The organism is Achromobacter aloeverae (assembly GCF_004121055.1).
In the GTDB taxonomy this organism is placed as follows: Bacteria; Pseudomonadota; Gammaproteobacteria; order Burkholderiales; family Burkholderiaceae_B; genus Bordetella_C; species Bordetella_C aloeverae.
This window is the reverse complement of the sequence record NZ_PYAL01000002.1, coordinates 211,937-230,457: the sequence shown is the minus strand read 5'-3', so window position 1 is coordinate 230,457 and position 18,521 is coordinate 211,937. Positions and strand designations below refer to the sequence as shown.

The 18,521-nt window shown below is 67.0% G+C and carries 16 protein-coding genes; 5 read left to right on the top strand and 11 right to left on the bottom strand.

What is annotated here, in order from left to right; all coding sequences use genetic code 11:
* Positions 1-22: 22 nt before the first annotated feature.
* From dapD to C7R54_RS07895, 4 genes are read left to right on the top strand one after another with little or no spacing between them, the layout of a single operon-like run.
* Entirely contained in the window at positions 23-844 is an 822-nt protein-coding gene (gene dapD / locus C7R54_RS07910) for a 2,3,4,5-tetrahydropyridine-2,6-dicarboxylate N-succinyltransferase (RefSeq protein ID WP_129149662.1), read from the top strand.
* Positions 844-1,995 (top strand): succinyl-diaminopimelate desuccinylase, encoded by a 1,152-nt coding sequence (gene dapE, locus C7R54_RS07905; RefSeq protein ID WP_129149661.1) that lies wholly within the window; start codon positions 844-846, stop codon positions 1,993-1,995. The genes dapD and dapE overlap by 1 nt, the downstream gene beginning before the upstream one ends.
* Positions 1,992-2,891, top strand: a complete 900-nt coding sequence (gene prmB, locus C7R54_RS07900; RefSeq protein ID WP_129149660.1) for a 50S ribosomal protein L3 N(5)-glutamine methyltransferase — start codon at positions 1,992-1,994, stop codon at positions 2,889-2,891. The genes dapE and prmB overlap by 4 nt, the downstream gene beginning before the upstream one ends.
* A complete protein-coding gene (locus tag C7R54_RS07895; protein ID WP_129149659.1) occupies positions 2,888-4,843 on the top strand; it encodes an ABC-F family ATP-binding cassette domain-containing protein in 1,956 nt (651 codons plus the stop codon). Before prmB ends, C7R54_RS07895 begins: the two co-directional genes overlap by 4 nt.
* Positions 4,844-5,019: 176 nt before the next feature.
* Here the strand turns inward: C7R54_RS07895 and C7R54_RS07890 are convergent, their stop codons facing one another.
* Both C7R54_RS07890 and C7R54_RS07885 read right to left on the bottom strand, forming a co-directional pair.
* On the bottom strand, positions 5,020-7,329 hold the full coding sequence (locus tag C7R54_RS07890) for a UvrD-helicase domain-containing protein (protein WP_129149658.1): 2,310 nt from the start codon (positions 7,327-7,329) through the stop codon (positions 5,020-5,022).
* On the bottom strand, positions 7,326-8,534 hold the full coding sequence (locus C7R54_RS07885; RefSeq protein WP_129149657.1) for a DesA family fatty acid desaturase: 1,209 nt from the start codon (positions 8,532-8,534) through the stop codon (positions 7,326-7,328). The genes C7R54_RS07890 and C7R54_RS07885 overlap by 4 nt, the downstream gene beginning before the upstream one ends.
* A 276-nt stretch (positions 8,535-8,810) precedes the next feature.
* On the opposite strand from C7R54_RS07885, the gene C7R54_RS28845 reads away from it, so the two are divergent.
* Complete coding sequence (locus tag C7R54_RS28845) at positions 8,811-9,251, top strand: hypothetical protein (RefSeq protein WP_158021171.1); 441 nt, start codon at positions 8,811-8,813, stop codon at positions 9,249-9,251.
* Between the two features lie 245 nt (positions 9,252-9,496).
* On the opposite strand, the gene C7R54_RS07875 is transcribed toward C7R54_RS28845, so the two are convergent.
* The 9 genes from C7R54_RS07875 to purN all read right to left on the bottom strand — a co-directional run bounded on the left by C7R54_RS07875 (position 9,497) and on the right by purN (position 18,429).
* Positions 9,497-10,468 (bottom strand): LysR family transcriptional regulator, encoded by a 972-nt coding sequence (locus tag C7R54_RS07875; RefSeq protein WP_129149656.1) that lies wholly within the window; start codon positions 10,466-10,468, stop codon positions 9,497-9,499.
* A 30-nt stretch (positions 10,469-10,498) separates the two neighbouring features.
* The gene (locus tag C7R54_RS07870; RefSeq protein ID WP_129149655.1) at positions 10,499-11,233 is read right to left on the bottom strand and encodes an amino acid ABC transporter ATP-binding protein; all 735 of its coding nucleotides are present in this window, start codon (positions 11,231-11,233) and stop codon (positions 10,499-10,501) included.
* Between the two features lie 10 nt (positions 11,234-11,243).
* Positions 11,244-11,933: an amino acid ABC transporter permease gene (locus C7R54_RS07865; RefSeq protein WP_129149654.1), complete on the bottom strand. Its 690-nt coding sequence runs from the start codon at positions 11,931-11,933 to the stop codon at positions 11,244-11,246.
* Positions 11,926-12,615, bottom strand: coding sequence for an amino acid ABC transporter permease (locus C7R54_RS07860; protein ID WP_129149653.1), 690 nt, complete (start codon positions 12,613-12,615; stop codon positions 11,926-11,928). Before C7R54_RS07860 ends, C7R54_RS07865 begins: the two co-directional genes overlap by 8 nt.
* 114 nt (positions 12,616-12,729) lie before the next feature.
* Positions 12,730-13,551 (bottom strand): ABC transporter substrate-binding protein, encoded by an 822-nt coding sequence (locus C7R54_RS07855; protein WP_129149652.1) that lies wholly within the window; start codon positions 13,549-13,551, stop codon positions 12,730-12,732.
* 58 nt (positions 13,552-13,609) lie between these two features.
* Positions 13,610-14,812: an aminotransferase class I/II-fold pyridoxal phosphate-dependent enzyme gene (locus tag C7R54_RS07850; protein WP_129149651.1), complete on the bottom strand. Its 1,203-nt coding sequence runs from the start codon at positions 14,810-14,812 to the stop codon at positions 13,610-13,612.
* A complete protein-coding gene (locus C7R54_RS07845; protein WP_129149650.1) occupies positions 14,809-15,489 on the bottom strand; it encodes an RraA family protein in 681 nt (226 codons plus the stop codon). The genes C7R54_RS07850 and C7R54_RS07845 overlap by 4 nt, the downstream gene beginning before the upstream one ends.
* Before the next feature lie 350 nt (positions 15,490-15,839).
* A complete protein-coding gene (locus C7R54_RS07840; protein ID WP_129150385.1) occupies positions 15,840-17,222 on the bottom strand; it encodes an RsmB/NOP family class I SAM-dependent RNA methyltransferase in 1,383 nt (460 codons plus the stop codon).
* 607 nt (positions 17,223-17,829) lie between these two features.
* Positions 17,830-18,429 carry a phosphoribosylglycinamide formyltransferase gene (purN, locus tag C7R54_RS07835; RefSeq protein WP_129150383.1) on the bottom strand — a complete coding sequence of 200 codons (600 nt, stop codon included), beginning with the start codon at positions 18,427-18,429 and terminating at the stop codon, positions 17,830-17,832.
* Between the last annotated feature and the right edge of the window lie 92 nt (positions 18,430-18,521).

Below are 18,521 nucleotides of genomic sequence, written 5' to 3'. Positions count from 1 at the left end.
CTGCCCGTAGATCCTGAATACTATGACTCTCGACCTCCAAACCACCATCGAAGCCGCCTGGGAAGCCAGGGCCTCCCTGTCGCCCACCGACGCCAGCGCGGAGATCCGCGAAGCCATCGAACACACCATCGACGGCCTCGATACGGGCCGCCTGCGCGTGGCCGACAAGAACACCGGCGAATGGGTCGTGCACCAGTGGATCAAGAAAGCCGTGCTGCTGTCGTTCCGCCTGCAGGAAAACGCCATCATGGGCCAGGCGCCGCTGCAGTTCTACGACAAGGTGCCGCTCAAGTTCTCGGAATACGGCAACGCCGCGTTCCAGCATGGCGGCTACCGCGTGGTGCCCCCGGCGGTGGCGCGCCGCGGCTGCTTCATCGCCCGCAACGTGGTGCTGATGCCCTCCTACGTGAACATCGGCGCCTATGTCGATGAAAGCACCATGGTGGACACCTGGGCCACCGTGGGTTCGTGCGCGCAGATCGGCAAGAACGTGCACCTGTCCGGCGGCGTCGGCATCGGCGGCGTGCTGGAGCCGCTGCAGGCCAACCCCACCATCATCGAGGACAACTGCTTCATCGGCGCGCGTTCCGAAGTCGTGGAAGGCGTGGTGGTGGAAGAGAACTCGGTGCTGGCCATGGGCGTGTTCCTGTCGCAAAGCACCAAGATCTTTGACCGCGCCACCGGCAAGATCACCTATGGCCGCGTGCCTTCGGGCTCGGTCGTGGTGCCCGGCACGCTGCCTTCGGAAGACGGCTCGCACAGCCTGGCCTGCGCCGTCATCGTCAAGCGCGTGGACGCGCAGACGCGCGCCAAGACCAGCATCAACGACCTGCTGAGGGCTTGATGAGCGCATCCCCGGTACTCGATCTGGTCAAGGACCTGATCGCCCGCCCGTCGGTCACCCCGGACGATGTCGACTGCCAGAAGCTGCTGACGCAGCGCCTGCAGGCTTCCGGCTTTACCTGCGAAAGCATCGTCAGCAAGGACGTCACCAACCTGTGGGCCCGGCGCGGCAGCGCCGGCCCCCTGCTGGTGTTCGCCGGCCATACCGACGTGGTGCCGCCGGGGCCGCGCGAGAAATGGGAAAGCGATCCCTTCGTGCCGGTCGAGCGCGATGGGTATCTGTACGGCCGGGGCGCGGCCGACATGAAGAGCTCCATCGCCGCCTTCGTGGTGGCGGCCGAGGAATTCGTGACGGCGCATCCCGACCATGCGGGCTCGATCGCCCTGCTGCTGACCTCCGACGAGGAAGGCCCGGCCACCGACGGCACGGTCGTCGTGTGCGAACGCCTGCGCGAGCGAGGCGAGACGCCGGACTACTGCATCGTCGGCGAACCGACCTCGGTCGACAAGCTGGGCGACGTCTGCAAGAACGGCCGCCGCGGCTCGCTGTCCGGCCGATTGACTGTCAAGGGCATCCAGGGCCACGTGGCCTATCCGCACCTGGCCCGCAACCCGGTGCACCAGCTTGCGCCCGCGCTGGCCGAGATCGTCGCCATCGAATGGGACCAGGGCAATGAATACTTTCCGCCCACCACCTTCCAGGTGTCCAACCTGAACGCCGGCACCGGCGCCACCAACGTGGTGCCGGGCGAAGCGGTGGCGCTGTTCAATTTCCGCTTCTCCACGGCGAGCACGCCGGACAGCCTGAAGGCCCGGCTGACCGAGGTGCTCGACCGCCATGGGCTGGAATACGACATCAAGTGGGAATTGGGCGGCGAGCCTTTCCTGACGCCGCGCGGCACGCTGAGCACGGCGCTGACGCGCGCCATCGCCGACGAAACCGGACTGACGACCGAGCTGTCGACCACCGGCGGGACGTCGGACGGGCGCTTCATCGCCAAGATCTGCCCGCAAGTGATCGAATTCGGGCCGAATAACGCAACCATCCACAAGGTCAACGAACGGATCGAGCTGTCGGCGCTGACGCCGTTGAAGAACATCTACCGCCGTACGCTCGAAAATCTCTTGCTCCCCTCCGAATCCGCCGCATGACCATCTCCGACCACCCGGAACTGACGACCGTACGCGACCTGGTTCGCTACGGGGTATCGCGGCTGCACGCCGCCGAAGTGACCTTCGGCCACGGCAGCGACAACGCCTGGGACGAGGCAGTCTACCTGGTGCTGCACGCCCTGCACCTGCCGCCCGACACGCTGGATCCCTTCCTCGACGCCCGCGTGCTGGCCGAGGAGCGCCAGCGCGTGCTGGGCCTGCTGGAGCGCCGCGTGCAGGAACGCCTGCCGGCGCCCTACCTGACCAACGAAGCGTGGCTGCGCGGCCATCGCTTCTATGTCGACAACCGGGTCATCGTCCCCCGCTCCCCCATTGCCGAACTGCTGGACGACGGCCTGTCGCCCTGGCTCAACGACCCCGAAACCGTGGAGAACGTGCTGGACATGTGCACCGGCTCGGGCTGCCTGGCCGTACTGTCGGCCCTGGCCTTCCCCTTCGCGCACGTGGATGGCGTGGACATTTCGTCCAGCGCGCTTGAAGTCGCCATGCACAACGTCGGCGCCTACAATCTGCACGACCGCGTGGGCCTGCACCTGAGCGACCTGTTCGACAAATTGAACACGGGCCGCCTGTACGACGTGATCATCTGCAATCCTCCCTACGTCAACGCGGGCTCCATGGACGCGCTGCCCGCCGAATATCGCCACGAGCCGGAGCTGGCGCTGGCCGGCGGCGACGACGGCATGGACCTGGTGCGCCGCATCCTGCGCGACGCGCCCCGGTATCTGAAACCCCAGGGCATCCTGGTGCTGGAAATCGGCCATGAACGCAGCCACTTCGAGGCGGCCTTCCCCGATCTGACACCGGTCTGGCTGGACTCTTCCGAAGCGTCCGACCAGCTGCTGCTGCTTACCCGAGAGCAATTGGCGTCGTGATTCGTGCTCAAGGCTTGACGCTGCGGCGCGGCACCAAGGTGCTGCTCGACAGCGCGGAATTCGTGGTCAATCCGGGCGAACGGGTAGGCATCGTCGGCAAGAATGGCGCCGGCAAGTCCACCCTGTTCGCGCTGCTCACCGGCGACCTCGACCAGGACGCCGGCACGCTGACGATGCCGGAAGGCTGGCGCATCGCCAGCGTCAAGCAGGAAATCGCCGCCGATGACCGCTCGGCGCGGGACTTCGTCATCGATGGCGACGTGCACTTGCGCGCGTTGCAGCAGCGCCGCGCGACCCTCGCCGACAGCCAGGGCACCGAAATCGCGGAAACCGAGGCCGCCCTGGTCGAGGCGGGCGCCTGGAGCGCGAATTCGCGCGCCGAGCAGCTGCTGGCCGGGCTGGGCTTCAAGCCCGCAGAATGGGCCCAGCCGGTGAACAGTTTTTCCGGCGGCTGGCGCATGCGCCTGGCGCTCGCGCGCGCGCTGATGGCGCCGTCCGAACTGCTGCTGCTGGACGAGCCGACCAACCACCTGGACCTGGACGCCATGCTGTGGCTGGAAAAATGGCTGGCGGCCTACCAGGGCACCGTCCTGCTGATTTCCCACGATACCGAGTTCCTCGACGCGGTGGCGCGGTCCATCCTGCATTTCGATCACGCCAAGCTGGTGCGCTATCGCGGCGGCTACCAGGACTTCCTCACCCAGCGCGCGGAACGCCTGCGCCAGACCAGCATCGCCTTCGAACGGCAGACGCGCGAGGCGGCGCGCCTGCAAGGCTTCATCGACCGTTTCAAGGCCAAGGCGTCCAAGGCCAAGCAGGCCCAGAGCCGGGTCAAGGCCCTGGCCCGCATGGAAGCGCTGGCGCCGCTGCAGGTCGATGCCGGCATCGATATCCGCATCCCCTCCCCCGACCACATGCCGGACCCGCTGCTGGTGCTGGACAAGCTGTCGGCCGGCTACACCACCGACGACGGCCAGCAGGTGTCCATCCTGCGCGACGTGACGCTGATGGTGCGTGCCGGCAGCCGCATCGGCGTGCTGGGCGCCAATGGCGCGGGCAAGAGCACCCTCATCAAGACGCTGGCCGAGGAATTGCAGATCCAGGGCGGCGAACGGCGCGCCTCGCGCGGGCTGGCGATAGGCTATTTCCACCAGCACCAGCTGGACATGCTGGACCTGGAGGCGACGCCGCTGATGCACCTGGCGCGCATCGCCCCGGACGCGCGCGAACAGGAACTGCGCAACTACCTGGGCGGCTTCGGCTTTTCCGGCGACACGGTCAACGGCAAGGTCGCGCCCATGTCGGGCGGCGAGAAAGCGCGCCTGGCGTTGTCGCTGATCGTCTGGCAGAAACCCAATCTGCTGCTGCTGGACGAGCCCAGCAACCACCTGGACGTGGAAACCCGCGAGGCGCTGGCCACGGCCCTGGCCGAATTCGCGGGCAGCATGCTGCTGGTCTCGCACGACCGGCACCTGCTGCGCACCACGGTCGACAGTTTCTGGATCGTGGCCGACGGCGTGGTGCGCGAGTTCGACGGCGACCTGGAGGACTACCGGGAATGGCTGGCGGCGCGCAATGCGGAGGAAAGAGCCGGGCAACGGGCGGCCGACAAGGCCGAAGCGCAGCGCACCGAGGACGGCGCCGACGCCGTGGTCGACCGCAAGCAACAGCGCCGCCTGGAAGCCGAACAGCGGCAGCGCCTGGCCGTCGCGCGCAAGCCGCTGCAGGCCAGGCTGGCCAAGGTGGAAACCGCCATGGACAAGGCACGGCTGCGGCTGGCCGAACTCGATGCCCTGGTCGCCGACGCGGACCTCTACACCGACGCGCGGCGCGCCGAACGCCAGCAGGTCATGAGCGAGCATGGCGAGCTGAGCAAGCAGCTGGAGAGCCAGGAAGAGGAATGGCTCATGTTGCAGGAAGAGATAGAGGCCATCGAGCGCGACGCGGGCTGAGCGGCGATCGCATCGGCACCGCACCATGACACAGGCTTGACGCCGCGCCCGGCCCCGGGCGGCCCCGCCCCCCGCGGTCCAAGCAATGACGCCCTCAAGCATTACCGCTTGAGGGCGCACGATAACGGCCGATCTGGCTAGGTCTACCTGGCCTGCATGGCCAGCCGGCCAGCCGGTCAGCCGGCAATCACATCCAGCTTGGCGATGCCCAGCGCCAGCGTCTTGGTCCCGACATCGCGGAACTGGATCTGCGCCTGCGCATCCTGGCCGCTGCCGCTCAAGCCCACGATGGTGCCATCGCCGAAGCGCGCATGGCGCACGCCCATCCCGATACGGAATTGCCGGTCGCCCACCGTCACGCCGCTGCTGACGGAGCGGGGCGCGCGGGGCGCGGCCGTACCGGTAGGCTTGCGGCCGAAGGCATCGCGCGATGCCCCGCTCCAGCGGTCTTCGCCATAGCCACCCTGGCTCGCGCCATAGCCCTGGCTGCCGCCGCCGGTGCGCGGTGTCAGCCATTTCAGGTGCTGTTCCGGGATTTCCGTCAGGAAGCGCGAACGCATGGCATAGCGCGTCTGGCCGTGCAGCATGCGGCTTTGCGCCAGGCTCAGGTACAACCGTTCGCGCGCGCGCGTGATGGCCACGTACATGAGGCGCCGCTCTTCTTCCAGGCCGGATTGCTCCAGCAGGCTGTTTTCATGCGGGAACAGGCCCTCTTCCAGGCCCGTGATGAAGACGGCGTCGAACTCCAGGCCCTTGGCGGCGTGCACGGTCATCAACTGCACCGCGTCCTGGCCGGCCTCGGCCTGGTTGTCGCCCGCCTCCAGCGCGGCATGCGACAGGAACGCGGCCAGCGGCGTGAGGCCGCCATCGGCCGGCGCCCCGGGCAGGACTTCTCCCGTGGCGGCATCCGTGACCGGTTCGCTGCGCGGCACCACGCCGCCCGGCAAGCCGTCGAAATTCTCTTCGGACGCGAACACCGCCGCGGCGGTGATCAATTCGTTCAAGTTCTCGATGCGCTCGGCGCCTTCGCGTTCGCCCTTGTAGTGATCGAGCAGGCCACTGGCGTGCAAAACATGCTCGACCATCTCCGGCAAGGGGAGTTGGCGCGTGTCTTCGGCCATGCGCTGGATCAGCGTGGCGAACTGGGCCAGGTTGGCGCCGCCCTTGCCCGGCACGCGGGCCACCGCGCCATACAGGCTGGTGTCCTGCGAGCGGGCCGCGTCGGCTTGCTGTTCCAGCGTGCGGGCGCCGATGCCGCGCGCGGGGAAATTGACCACGCGCATCCAGGACGTATCGTCGTCGGGATTGGCGAGCAGGCGCAAATAGGCCAGCGCGTGCTTGATTTCCTGGCGCTCGAAGAAGCGCAAGCCGCCATAGACCTTGTAAGGAATACCCGACGAAAAGAGTCCATGCTCCAGCACGCGGGACTGGGCGTTGCTGCGATAGAGCACCGCGATTTCGCGTCGCGCGCGGCCATCGGCCACCAGGGCGCGGATTTCGTCGACGATCCAGTGCGCCTCCATGCCGTCGGAGGGCTGCTCGATCACGCGGATGGGCTCGCCCTCGCCTTGCTCGGTCCAGAGATTCTTGCCCAGGCGACCGCTGTTGTGATCGATCAGGGCGTTGGCGGCGTCCAGGATATGGCCGTAGGAGCGATAGTTCTGCTCCAGCCGGATGACGGTGCCGTGCGCGTAGTCGCGCTCGAAATCCGCCATGTTGCCGACGTTGGCGCCGCGGAAGGCGTAGATGGACTGGTCGTCATCGCCCACCGCGAAAATGTAGGCGCCGCCGCCGGCCAGCAGGCGCAACCACTTGTATTGCAGCGTGTTGGTGTCCTGGAACTCATCGACCAGGATATGGCGGAAGCGGCGCTGGTAATGCTCGCGCACGGGCGCGTTGCGCGACAGCAGCTCGTAGGCGCGCAGCAGCAATTCGGGGAAATCGACCACCCCCTCCCGCTGGCACTGGGCCTCGTAAAGCTGATAGATCTCGACCAGGCGGCGCCGATGGCTGTCCCAGACCTCGACATCGTCGGGGCGCTGCCCTTCTTCCTTGGCGCCATTGATGAAGCGCTGGACGTCGCGCGGCGGAAATTTCTCGTCGTCGATGCCGTTGGCCTTCAGCAAACGCTTGATGGCCGCCAACTGGTCCGCGGTATCGAGGATCTGGAAAGCCTGGGGCAAGCCGGCATCGCGATGATGGGCGCGCAGCAGGCGATTGCACAGGCCGTGGAACGTGCCGACCCACAGGCCGCGCGTATCGATGGGCAGGATGGCGGTGATGCGCGTCAACATCTCGCGCGCCGCCTTGTTGGTGAACGTGACCGCCAACAGCCCAAATGGACTGGCCTGGCCGTTTTGAATCAGCCAGGCCATGCGGGTGATCAGCACCCGGGTCTTGCCGCTGCCCGCCCCGGCGAGGACCAGGGCGTGCTGCGGTTCGAGAGTTACGGCTTCGCGTTGCTGGGGATTGAGTTTCTCGATCATGCCGCGTAACGACGCAGCCGGATCGCGAACTGCTCTAGACCTTCGATACCGCTCTGCTGGGCGCGCTGGCACCAGGCCTGCAAATCGCTGAGCAGCTGCTCGCTGCTGGCGCTGGAGCTTTCCCACAGGCGGCCCAGTTCGCGGCGCATCTGCACCAGGGTGGACAGCGACTGGCTGCGGGCGATGGCCTGGTCGACCTGGGCCACCTGCTCCGGCTGCAGCACGTCTTCGTTACGGTGCAGCCAGCGGCGCACGCGGCGCAGCATGGTGAGATTGGTGGCATCGGCCCCCTGCGGCGTCGACTTCAGCTTGGCAAGTTCCTGGCGCGCCGTGGTCTTCACGACGTCGGCGTAGCGCGCCATGACTTCGTAGCGATGGGTAATGACGCCCTGCAAGGTGCTGAGGTCGATCATGGGCTTGTGGCCGTTTTCCAGCTTGAGCTTGGGCGCGACCTTCTTCACCTTGGCCAGGCCGAAGAAGCGCAGCACGCTGATGTAGCACCAGCCGATATCGAACTCATACCACTTCGACGAGAACTTGGCCGAGGTGCCATGGGCGTGGTGATTGTTGTGCAGTTCCTCGCCGCCGATCACGATGCCCCAGGGGAACACGTTGGTGCTGGTGTCCGGGCTGGCATAGTTGCGGTAGCCCCAGTAGTGGCCGATACCGTTGACCACGCCGGCGGCCCAGAAAGGAATCCAGGCCATCTGCACGGCCCAGACCGTCAGGCCGATGGCGCCGAACAGGGCGATGTCGATCGCCAGCATGGTCATGATGCCCCACAGGCTGTGGCGCGAGTAGATATTGCGCTCAAGCCAGTCATCCGGCGTGCCGTGGCCGAACTTGGCCATGGTTTCCTTGTTCTCCGATTCCTGGCGATAGAGCTCGGCGCCGCGGAACAACACCTTCCAGATGCCGAACAGCATGGGCGAATGGGGATCGCCGTCGCGCTCGCACTTGGCGTGGTGCTTGCGGTGAATGGCGACCCATTCCTTGGTGACCATGCCCGTCGTCATCCAGAGCCAGAAGCGGAAGAAGTGCATCACGGCGGGATGCAGGTCGAGACCCCGGTGGGCCTGGCTGCGATGCAGGAAGACCGTGACCGAGACGATGGTGATATGCGTCATCACCAGGGTGTACGCGAGAATCTCCCACCAGGAAGATTGGGACAAGCCACCAGTGATGAAGGAAAGGACGTGATCCATAGACCGTGTGTGCGCCTCAAAATTGAGTACGGGAAGTTTAGCCTACCTTTGGGGGGTTATGACAGGGGCATTTCAAAATAGTTCGACGCTTTTTTGACCATAATCAATGACGAAGGTTATCATTTCGCCGATTTTGACTGAGATTCAGGGCTACGCCAGCCCGCCCTCCACCCCGCAGGCGGCGTGCCCGACCCGCCCAGGGCTGCACCATGCCTGTTGTATTTTTCCTATTTTGCCCTGATGCGCCTGCCTAGCCCAGCCCTCCGCGGCACCGTTTTGTCCCGTTTCCGCCGGCAAGTCCCGGGCCGCCGCCTGCTGCCGTATCTGGCGGCGACGGCCCTGGTTTCAATGGCGGCGCACGCCGGCGGCAATAACAATATCCCCCAGCCGCGCGCCTGGTCGGTGCCGCCCGGCAAGGCCACCCTGCTGGCCACCTACTACGAAATCGTCGACGCCAACTGCCGCCCCCTGAAGGCGCCGGCGGTGCGCATACTCAGCCGGCCGGCGCTGGGCACCCTGACCGTCAGCAGTGATGTCGGGCTGGCCGACAACCCGTCAAGGTGCGCCAACATCAAGGTCCCGGTGACGCAGGTCTATTACCAGGCGGGTATGCAGCCCGGGCAGGACACCTTTTCCTGGGAGGTGCATTTCCAGTCACGGAACCTGGGAACGCAACGCATCCAGGGCGCGGTGGCGGTGACGCCCGGGGCGCGCTAGGGCAGGCCCGCGCTGCCGGCAAGGCCGGGCCGCGGTCGCGTGCCCCGGGATCGGCAAGGCCCGCGACAGGTCCCATATACAGCAGGTCCGGCAGGACCGCGCGCAGCATCCGCAGCGTCGGCGGCTCGATGGCGTGGCTGGCGATCAATATCACGTTGACGGCCACGATGGTGACCGTCCCAGCCAGGTAGTCATGGTGGTGTATTTGAGCTGGCGGCGCCGCCAGCCGCGACAAAGACGGCGCGCTAGCCTTCGCGCGGTCCCGGCTCCACGGCCGCCGGCACGCGCGGCAGGAAATCGCCCGCCACTTCGAACGCGCATTCCGCCCGGGCGATCTCGATGACCCGCGTCACCACGGGATTGACCAGGCTCTTCTTGTAGACCGCGTAATAGTTGATCGTCGGCAGCGGCGGCAGCACGTCCAGCTGCCGCAGCGCGCCGCGGTCGACCAGCGGCGCGAAATACGCACCCGGCAGATAGCTGATGCCCAGGCCCAGCATCGTGAGCTGGGCCATCATCCCCAGGCTGTTGCAGGTCAGCACCCGCTTGACGGAAAGGCCCTGCTCGGCGAACCATGCATCGTAGAGATGGGAAAGCGCCGAGTTGGTGGGCTGCGAGATCACCGGATACGGCGCCAGGTCGCGCGGATTCAAGCGCGCGGAGAAATCGATGTCCAGCGTCGGGCTGGCCATCCACACATTGGTCACCGCGCCCAGGTGGGTGCAGTCATAGTGATGGCTCCAGAACGGTCCCGGCATGATGGCCAGGTCCAGTTGGTCGCGCTCCAGCCGTTCGTAGAGGGTGATGCCGCCGTCGATGTCCGGCATGAGCTGCACCCGCGGATAGCGCAGGCTGATGTGCTTGATGAGCCGCGCCAGCCAGGTCATGCCCACCAGCTCGGTGACGCCAAGCCGTATCACGCCCTCGAAGCTGGCCGGATCCGCCATGTGCCGCACCAGGCGGCTGTTCAGGTCCAGCATTTGCCGCGCAAGATCGAACAGCCGGCGCCCATGCTGGGTGAGGACCAGGCGGCGGGCATGGCGCTCGAACAAGGGCGCGCCGGCAAACCCCTCCAGTTCCCCCACCCGCTTGGCCACCGCCGACTGGGTCGTGTGCAGTTTGCGCGAGGACGCGCTGAAGCTGCCCAGTTCCGAGCTCCAGTAAAAAGCCTCTAGCTGCTTCAGGGTATACATCGCGGCGGTAGACGCGTGGCGCATGAAACCGCTCACCTTACCACTCGCCCGCCATCAGGCGCGCGGATGCAGCACGTCGGCCAGGAAACGCTGGGCGCGCGGATGGCGCGGCGCGCTGAAGAAGTTCTCGGGCGTGTCCGCTTCGAGGATTTCGCCGGCGTCCATGAACACGACGCGGTCGCTGACGTCGCGCGCGAAACCCATTTCATGGGTGACGCACACCATGGTCATGCCGTCCTTGGCCAGGCTTTTCATGACCTGCAACACTTCGCCCACCATCTCCGGGTCTAGCGCGCTGGTCGGCTCGTCGAACAGCATGACCGGGGGTTCCAGCGCCAGCGCGCGGGCGATGGCCACGCGCTGCTGCTGGCCACCGGACAGCGAACCCGGATAGGCGTCGATCTTGTGCTCCATACCCACGCGCGCGAGCAGTTCCCGCGCCCGCTCGATGGCCTGCTTGCGCGGCTGCTTGCGGATATTGACAGGGGCGAAGACGACGTTCTCCACCACGCTCATGTGCGGGAACAGATTGAACTGCTGGAACACGAAACCGATTTTCTGCCGCAGCGCATTGAGATTCGCGCCCTTGGCGTGGATGTCCGCGCCGTCGATCAGGATGCGGCCCTTGCCGATGGGTTCCAGGCGATTGATGGTGCGGATCATGGTGGACTTGCCGGAACCGGACGGGCCGCACACCACCAGCACCTCGCCACGCGCGACGGACAGGTCGACATCCTTCAGGACATGATGCGTCCCATACCACTTGTTTACTTTTTCAAGCTTGATCATAGGTTTTCCTTCAGGCCATGGCGCGCGCGCGGCGGATGCGCAGGTCCAGCCAGCCGAGGCCGCGGCTCAGGCTGAAACACACCAGGAAATAGACGATGGCCAGGATCCCGAACACCTGTAGCGGCTTGGTGAGGACCAGGTTGTTGACCTGGTTGGCCGCGAACGTCAGTTCGTTGACGCTGATGACATAGCCCAGCGAGGTTTCCTTGATGGTCGACACGAACTGGCTGGTCATGCTGGGCAGTACGTTGAACAAGGCCTGCGGCAGCACCACCTTGCGCATGGTCGTCCAGTAGCCGACACCGAGGGACCGCGAGGCCTCGACCTGGCCGTGCGGCACCGCTTCGATGCCGGCGCGGATGACCTCCGACAGGTAGGCGCTTTCATAGACCACCAGGGCGCAGATCAAGGTCCAGAAGCCGCTGATCGCCTCGCCAGTCAGCTTGGGCACCACGAAGTAGGCCCAGAAGATCAGCATCAGCAGGGGCATGCCGCGCACCACGACCACCAGCGTCTTGCTGGCGCGGCGCATCCACGCGTAGGGGCTGACGCGCGCCAGGGCGATACCCAGCGCCAGCGGCAGGGACAGCAGCAGCCCGCAGAACGCCAGGACCAGCGTCATGGCCAGGCCGCCCAGGGGGCCGTTGGGATACTGACCGACCAGCAGCAGGGGCCAGTATTGGTTCAGGACATCAAGCACCGTGGCCTCCTCGATTCAGCTTGTAGCGGGCGTTCACGCGCCAGCCGATGAACATGATCAGCAGCGAACCCGCCAGGTACATGATGGTCGCCGCGCCGAACGTGGCGAAGGTGCGGTAGGTCTCGTTCTCGATCTCGCGCGCCTGGTAGGTCAGCTCCATCACGCCGATGGCCATGGCCACGCTGGTGTTCTTGAACAGCAACAGCGCGCGGCTGACCAGCGGCGGGATGGAAATGCGCACCGCCTGCGGCACGATGACGAAACGCATGCATTGCAGGTAGCTGGCGCCCAGGGCGCGCGCCGCCTCGAACTGGGTGTAGGGAATGGCGCGCAAGCCGCTGCGGATGTCCTCGGCGATATAGGCGGCGGAGCCGAGAGCGAGCGCGATGGCGGCCAGCGACATTTCCGCGTTGTGCTGGTATAGCCAGCCCCGCAAGCCGTCGGGCAGCAGTTCCGGCATGCCGAAGTACCAGAACAACACCTGGACCAGCAGGGGCACGTTGCGGTGGTACTCCACATAGGCGTCGACGAACCAGCGGCAAGGCGCCAGTTCGGTAGCGCGCACGACGGTCAGGAGAATGGCCACGGCGAATGCCATGACCCATGCCACCAGGAAAAGCTGCACGGTCACCACCATGCCGCTCAGCAGCGTTTGATATTGGGAAGCGTCAAGTAGGCTCATGGGCGCGGGCGTCTGGGGCGGGTCTCGTGGCGGAACGCAGTGCGGAGGATCCCGTCCGCGATGCAAACCAGGCGGCCCGGCGCACGGCCGGCCGCCTGGACGACGTGGCGGCGATCAGCCGGCGATAGGCGCGATCTTGAAGGCGCGCTGCAGCTTGTACTGCGTCTGCGCGCCGAACCACTTGTCGAACAGCTGCCCCGCGGCGCCCGAGGCCTCGGCGCCGTCCAGCGCCTGGTTCACGGCGTCCAGCAGGCGCGGTTCGGACTTGCGCACGCCCAGGCCCCAGGACTCGTCGAACACGGACTTGGGGATGATGCTGACGGGCGCGGTGGGCGGGCTCTGCAATTGCAGGCGCACCAGCACCAGTTCGGACGCGAACTGCGCATCCACCTTCTTCTGTTGCAGGGCCAGGTAGGCGGACGAGCTGTCGCCGAAGCCCAGGACTTGCGACTTGTCCAGCACGCGCTTGATTTCGCGCTCGGAGCTGGATCCCTTGGTGGCGGCCACGCGGTGGCCGTTGACCGACTCGATGGTGTCCAGGCCCGAGTCCTTGCGCACCAGCAGCTTCTGCGGGCTGACGTAGTAGGCATGGCTGAAGGCGATCTGCTGGGCGCGGTCCGGCGAGTAGCCCAGGTTGGCGGCCAGGATGTCGACGCGGCCTTCGTTCAACTCGGGCACGCGCGCGGCCACCGACAGGAGCTTGTAGGTGATCTTCACGCCCAGCTTGTCCGCCACGAGCTTGCACATATCCACGTCATAGCCCACCAGTTGGCGCGTGGACGCATCCTGGAAGCTGAAGGGCTGCGAGGTGCCCAGCGTGCCGCAGACCAGCTCGCCCTTGGCCTTGATGTCGTCGAGCTGGTCGGCGCTGGCAGCGGCGCCCAGCGTCAGCGCGGCCAGGCCCAGGCAGGCTGCGATCAGGGTATTGCGTTTCATGGAGTGTTCCCCTTATGGATTGTGGTGGACGATGGGAAAAAGCGGAAAAAAAGCGCCCTCAAGCCAGGCGGGCGCAAGCTTCGCGTATCGCTGCGCAGCCCTTCCGGATGTCATCCAGCGAAGCGGCAAAGGACAGGCGGAAGGTGCCGGGCGCCCCATAGGCATGGCCATCGATAACGGCCACGCCCGCCTCGCGCAACAGGTAATGCGTCAGGTCGGTGTCGCTATGGATGACCTTGCCGTCGGGCGTCTTGCGGCCCAGCAGGCCGGCGCAGTCCGGAAAGACATAGAACGCGCCCTGCGGCACCACGATGTCCAGGCCGGGCGTGCCTTGCAGCTCGGCGATAGCCAGGTCGCGGCGCTCGCGGAAGACGCGAGTGAACTCGGTCACGCAATCCTGCGGGCCGGACAGCGCCTCGACGGCGGCGGCCTGGCTCACCGAGGAAGCGCCGGACGTGCTCTGGGATTGCAGGATGGCCATGGCCTTGATCAGTTCGTCGGGACCGGCGCCGTAGCCGATGCGCCAACCCGTCATCGCATACGCCTTGGACACGCCGTTGATCACCAGCGTCCGGTCCGCCAGCGCGGGCGCGACTTGCAGGGGATGCACGGTGGGCGTGTCGGTGAAGTTCAGGCGGGCGTAGATGTCGTCGGTCATCAGCCATACGTGCGGATGGCGCTGGAGCACGTCGGCCAGGCCGCGCAGTTCGGCCTCAGTGTAGACCGAGCCGGTGGGATTGCTCGGGGCGTTCATCATCAGCCACTTGGTGCGCGGCGTGATGGCGTCTTCCAGCGCCCGCGGCGTCAGCTTGTAGTCGGTGGCGGGCGTGGTGGGCACGGCGATGGGCGTGCCGCCATTGACCAACACCATGTCCGGGTAGGAGACCCAGAACGGCGCCGGGATCAGCACTTCGTCGCCCTCGTTCAGCGTGGCGGCCAGGCCGTTGAAGATGACCTGCTTGGCGCCGGTGCCCACGATGATCGCGGACACCGGGTAGTCCACGCCCGTCGATTCCAGCAGCTGGGCGCGGGCGGCGCGGCGCAAGGCCACGGTGCCCTGGGCGGGCGGATACTTGGTTTCGCCACGCGCCATGGCGGCGGTGGCGGCCTGGCAGATGTGCGCGGGCGTGCCGAAGTCCGGCTCGCCGATGGTCAGGTCGATGACGCGGCGGCCTTGTTCGCGCAACTCGGCGATGATGGCGCGCGCGGCGACGCTGGGGGACAGCTTGATGCGCTTGATGCGGTCGGCGACGATGCTCACTTGGCGCCTCCCCGCTTCTCGGCCAGGGTCTTTTCCAGCCAGGGCTTGGTGTAGGTGCCGGCCAGCAATTTTTCCTTGGCGACGGCCTCATCCGCCTCCTTTTTCTGCGCCAGGGCCAGGACGGCGGCGGCGTGTTCGGCAGGGATCACGACCACGCCGTCGGCATCGCCGACGATGACGTCGCCAGGGTTGACCACCTGGCCGCCAACGCTGACCGGGACGTTGATTTCTCCGGGGCCGTCCTTGTACGGACCTTTGTGGTTCACGGCGCGCGCGAAGCAGCCGAAATCGCCGGCGGCGAAGATATCGGCGTCGCGCACGGCGCCATCAACGACGAAGCCGACGACGCCGCGGTTGCGGGCGTCCATCATCATCAATTCGCCCACCAGGGCGTTGGCGGTCTCGCCCGCGCCGTCGACCACGATCACGTCGCCGGGGGCGCCCATCGAGATCGCCTGGTGGATCATCAGATTGTCGCCGGGGCGGGTCTTCACCGTCAGGGCCACGCCGACGATGCGGCGCGCGCCGGCATGCAGCGGACGCAGGCCCACGATGCCGTACAGGCGGTTCATGCAATCACTGATCTGGGCCGAGCCCAGCTCGGCATAGGCTGCCAGCAGGGCGGCGTCGACGGCAGGAGTTGGTCGGGGAAGTATGCGGAATCCGATGGGGGTCATGGGCGGTAACGCGGTGCGTGGGATGAATAGGCCGCATTACAAGGGCGTGGATGACTATCCTCAAAACGATATAAATTCCCGTTTATCCACGAAATTTTTTCGTGCATGGGTGCTGTCATAGGGAGAGGCGCCGTTGGCGCCTCTCTTTTTCGATAAGGATAGGAACGCTGGACTAGGGAAACCCCTAGGCCGCTGATGGCCGCCAAGGCAACCAACGAGGCGGGCCAGGTCGACGGCGATGCCGATGCGGAATTGCGAGGTGCCGGGGGGGCGCCGTGCGGCGCGGTCCGGCGCGGCAGGCAGGGGCCAGCCCGGCTCGCGGGCCGGGCTTTGGCTACTGCCCTGCGCAATCAGCCCTGGTCCTCGGCGGACCGGCCGGCTTCGGGAACCTGGACGTGGCCGGTGTCCTCGCCGGCTTCGTCGCCGACGGCCTCGGCGCCATCGTCCTCCGCCGAGGCGGCGGCTGCCTTGACGACGGCTTCGGCCTCCTCTTCAGCGGCGCGCGCCGGCGTCTTGCGGCGCTCGAAGACGGCCGCGAAGAAGCCGTCGGTGCCATGGACGTCGGGGCGCAGTTGCACGTAAGGACCCGCGAGGACCAGGCCGTCGCAACGCGCTGCCAGCAAGGCGGCGGCATCCACGCGCTCGAACTCGGGATGCGAAGCCAGGAAGATTTCCGCCTGCGCCTCGTTCTCCTCCGGCAGCAGGCTGCACGTGGCGTAGACCAGGCGGCCGCCGGGCGCGACGCAACGCGCGGCCGACGACAGGATGCGCGACTGCAACGTGCACAGTTCGGCCAGGGCATCCGGATGCTGCCGCCATTTCAGGTCGGGGTTGCGGCGCAGCGTGCCGATGCCGCTGCACGGCGCGTCGACCAGCACACGCTGCGCCTTGCCGGCCAGGCGCTTGACGCGGGCATCGTTCTCGCCATCGATAACGACGGGGACCACATTGGACAGGCCGCTGCGGGCAAAGCGCGGCTTGGCGCGCGTCAGGCGCGCCGCCGACACGTCGAAGGCGTAAAGCCGGCCGGTGGAGCGCATCAGGGCACCCAGCAACAGGGTCTTGCCGCCGGCGCCGGCGCAGAAATCGATGACCATCTCGCCACGGCGGGGCGCCACCAGCAAGGCCAGCAGCTGGCTGCCCTCGTCCTGGACCTCGATGCCACCGGACTCGAACAGGGGCCAGCGGTTGATTGCCGGGCGCCCCTGCAAGCGGATGCCCCAGGGGGAATACGCCGACGCCTGGGGCAGATAGCGGGATTCGGGACCGTCCTGCATGGCGGCCAGCACTTCGTCACGGTCCGCCTTCATCGGATTGACGCGGATATCCAGCGGCGCCTGCTGGTTCAGGGCCTCGATCAGGGCATCCGAGTCCTCCAGGGCGCCCAGGCGCTCGTCCAGCCAGTCCGGCAGGCTTTCGCGCACAGCGCGCGGAAGGGAAGCCGGATCGATATTCGCCACGTGGTCCAGCCAATCGGCTTCGGCCGGCGCCAGCCCAGGTTCCAGCTCCCCGCGGCCCAGGGTGGCCGCCAGGCCCAGCACCGCCAGCCGGCGCGAGGCCGGGCCCACGCCGCTTTCGCCGAATTGGCGGTAGCGGCGCAGGTTGCGCAGGACGTCGAACACCGCCTCGGCCACCTCGGCGCGATCGCGCGAACCCAGTTCGCGGTGGGCGCGCAACCAGCGCGACAGGGTCGCGTCGGCGGGCCAGGCCCACTGGAGGATTTCGCCGAGCACGTTCTGCACCTGCTCGATGCGCACGCCGGCGACGGACAAGGGCGTCGTGTCGGACCGGCTACGAGCGCCGCGATTGTCCCTGCTGCCCCGGTTGTCGCGGTTGTCGCGGCTGTCCGGATAGCCCCGGCTGTCCCGGTTGTCCCGGTTGTCCCGGTTGTCCCGGTTGTCCCGGCTGTCCCGGCTGTCCCGGTTGTCCCGGCTGTCGCGAGCGACGCGGGAGTCGCCGCGAGCGGCTCCCTGAGGGGCCGCGCCCTGGCGCGGACCGGAAGAACGGCGGTTGGAATTTCGCGGATTATTCATGGTGATCCCAGAGGGCGAGCGCAACGCGGCTCGCGATTCAAGCAATATAAGCAATTCAAGATAACGACAACGATAGCCCGGCGCGCCCAGCGCGTCCGGCATGCATCGACGCCCGTGTATGCCGGCGTCCCATCCTGCCGCCCGGAACGGCACCGACAGAGGCCGGCTGGCCCAGTACGCGTCGGCCCAATACGCTTCGGCAAGGACACTTCGGCCAGTACGCTTCGGCTCCGCACGCGGCGGCCCAGCCCCCGCGCCCGCCCTGCCCCTCGGCGGTCCGCCCGGCCTGCGCCGCCACGCCGGCCGACTACCCGGCGGCCAGGCCGAACAACCGGTCGGGCTCGCCCCGCACCTCGACCCGATGGTCGGCGGTCATGCTCACACGGCCCTCGGCCAGCCAGCGCACCGCCGCGGGATAGGCCAGGTGCTCCACCTGCAACACGCGTTCGGCCAGGGAATCCGGCGTATCGGCCGCCAGCACGGGCACCCAGCCCTGGGCGATGATAGGGCCATGGTCCAGCAGCGGCGTGACGAAATGCACGGTGCAGCCATGCACGCGCACCCCCGTCGCCAGGGCCTGCGCATGGGTATGCAGGCCCGGAAAGGCGGGCAGCAAGGACGGATGGATATTGACCAGCCGGCCGGCATAATGATTGACGAACGCTGGCGTCAGCACCCGCATGAAACCGGCCAGGATGACGAAATCCGGGGCATGGCGGTCGATTTCCGTGGCCAGGGCGGCATCGAACGCATCCCGGCCCTCGTAGTCGCGGTGGTTGACGGCGGCCGTGGCCAAGCCGCGCTCGCGCGCCCAGGCCAGGCCGCCGGCGTCCGGCTTGTTGGCGATGACGGCGACGATATCGGCCGGCCAGCCCTCGCGTTTGCAGGCCTCGACAAGCGCAACCATATTGCTGCCGCGCCCGGAAATGAGAATGACGATCCGGCGCCGGCCGGTGGTTGGAGCGGAGTGCGCCAAGATAGGACTTCCAGTGAAAACAG

Bases quoted from the DNA above. Each gene is read 5' to 3' on its own strand.
- C7R54_RS07845 (WP_129149650.1), bottom strand. From the start codon at position 15,489: ATGACCCCCATCGGATTCCGCATACTTCCCCGACCAACTCCTGCCGTC.
- C7R54_RS07890 (WP_129149658.1), bottom strand. From the start codon at position 7,329: ATGATCGAGAAACTCAATCCCCAGCAACGCGAAGCCGTAACTCTCGAA.
- purN (WP_129150383.1), bottom strand. From the start codon at position 18,429: ATGGTTGCGCTTGTCGAGGCCTGCAAACGCGAGGGCTGGCCGGCCGAT.
- C7R54_RS07885 (WP_129149657.1), bottom strand. From the start codon at position 8,534: ATGGATCACGTCCTTTCCTTCATCACTGGTGGCTTGTCCCAATCTTCC.
- dapE (WP_129149661.1), top strand. From the start codon at position 844: ATGAGCGCATCCCCGGTACTCGATCTGGTCAAGGACCTGATCGCCCGC.
- C7R54_RS07855 (WP_129149652.1), bottom strand. From the start codon at position 13,551: ATGAAACGCAATACCCTGATCGCAGCCTGCCTGGGCCTGGCCGCGCTG.
- C7R54_RS07860 (WP_129149653.1), bottom strand. From the start codon at position 12,615: ATGAGCCTACTTGACGCTTCCCAATATCAAACGCTGCTGAGCGGCATG.
- prmB (WP_129149660.1), top strand. From the start codon at position 1,992: ATGACCATCTCCGACCACCCGGAACTGACGACCGTACGCGACCTGGTT.
- dapD (WP_129149662.1), top strand. From the start codon at position 23: ATGACTCTCGACCTCCAAACCACCATCGAAGCCGCCTGGGAAGCCAGG.
- C7R54_RS07870 (WP_129149655.1), bottom strand. From the start codon at position 11,233: ATGATCAAGCTTGAAAAAGTAAACAAGTGGTATGGGACGCATCATGTC.
- C7R54_RS07875 (WP_129149656.1), bottom strand. From the start codon at position 10,468: ATGCGCCACGCGTCTACCGCCGCGATGTATACCCTGAAGCAGCTAGAG.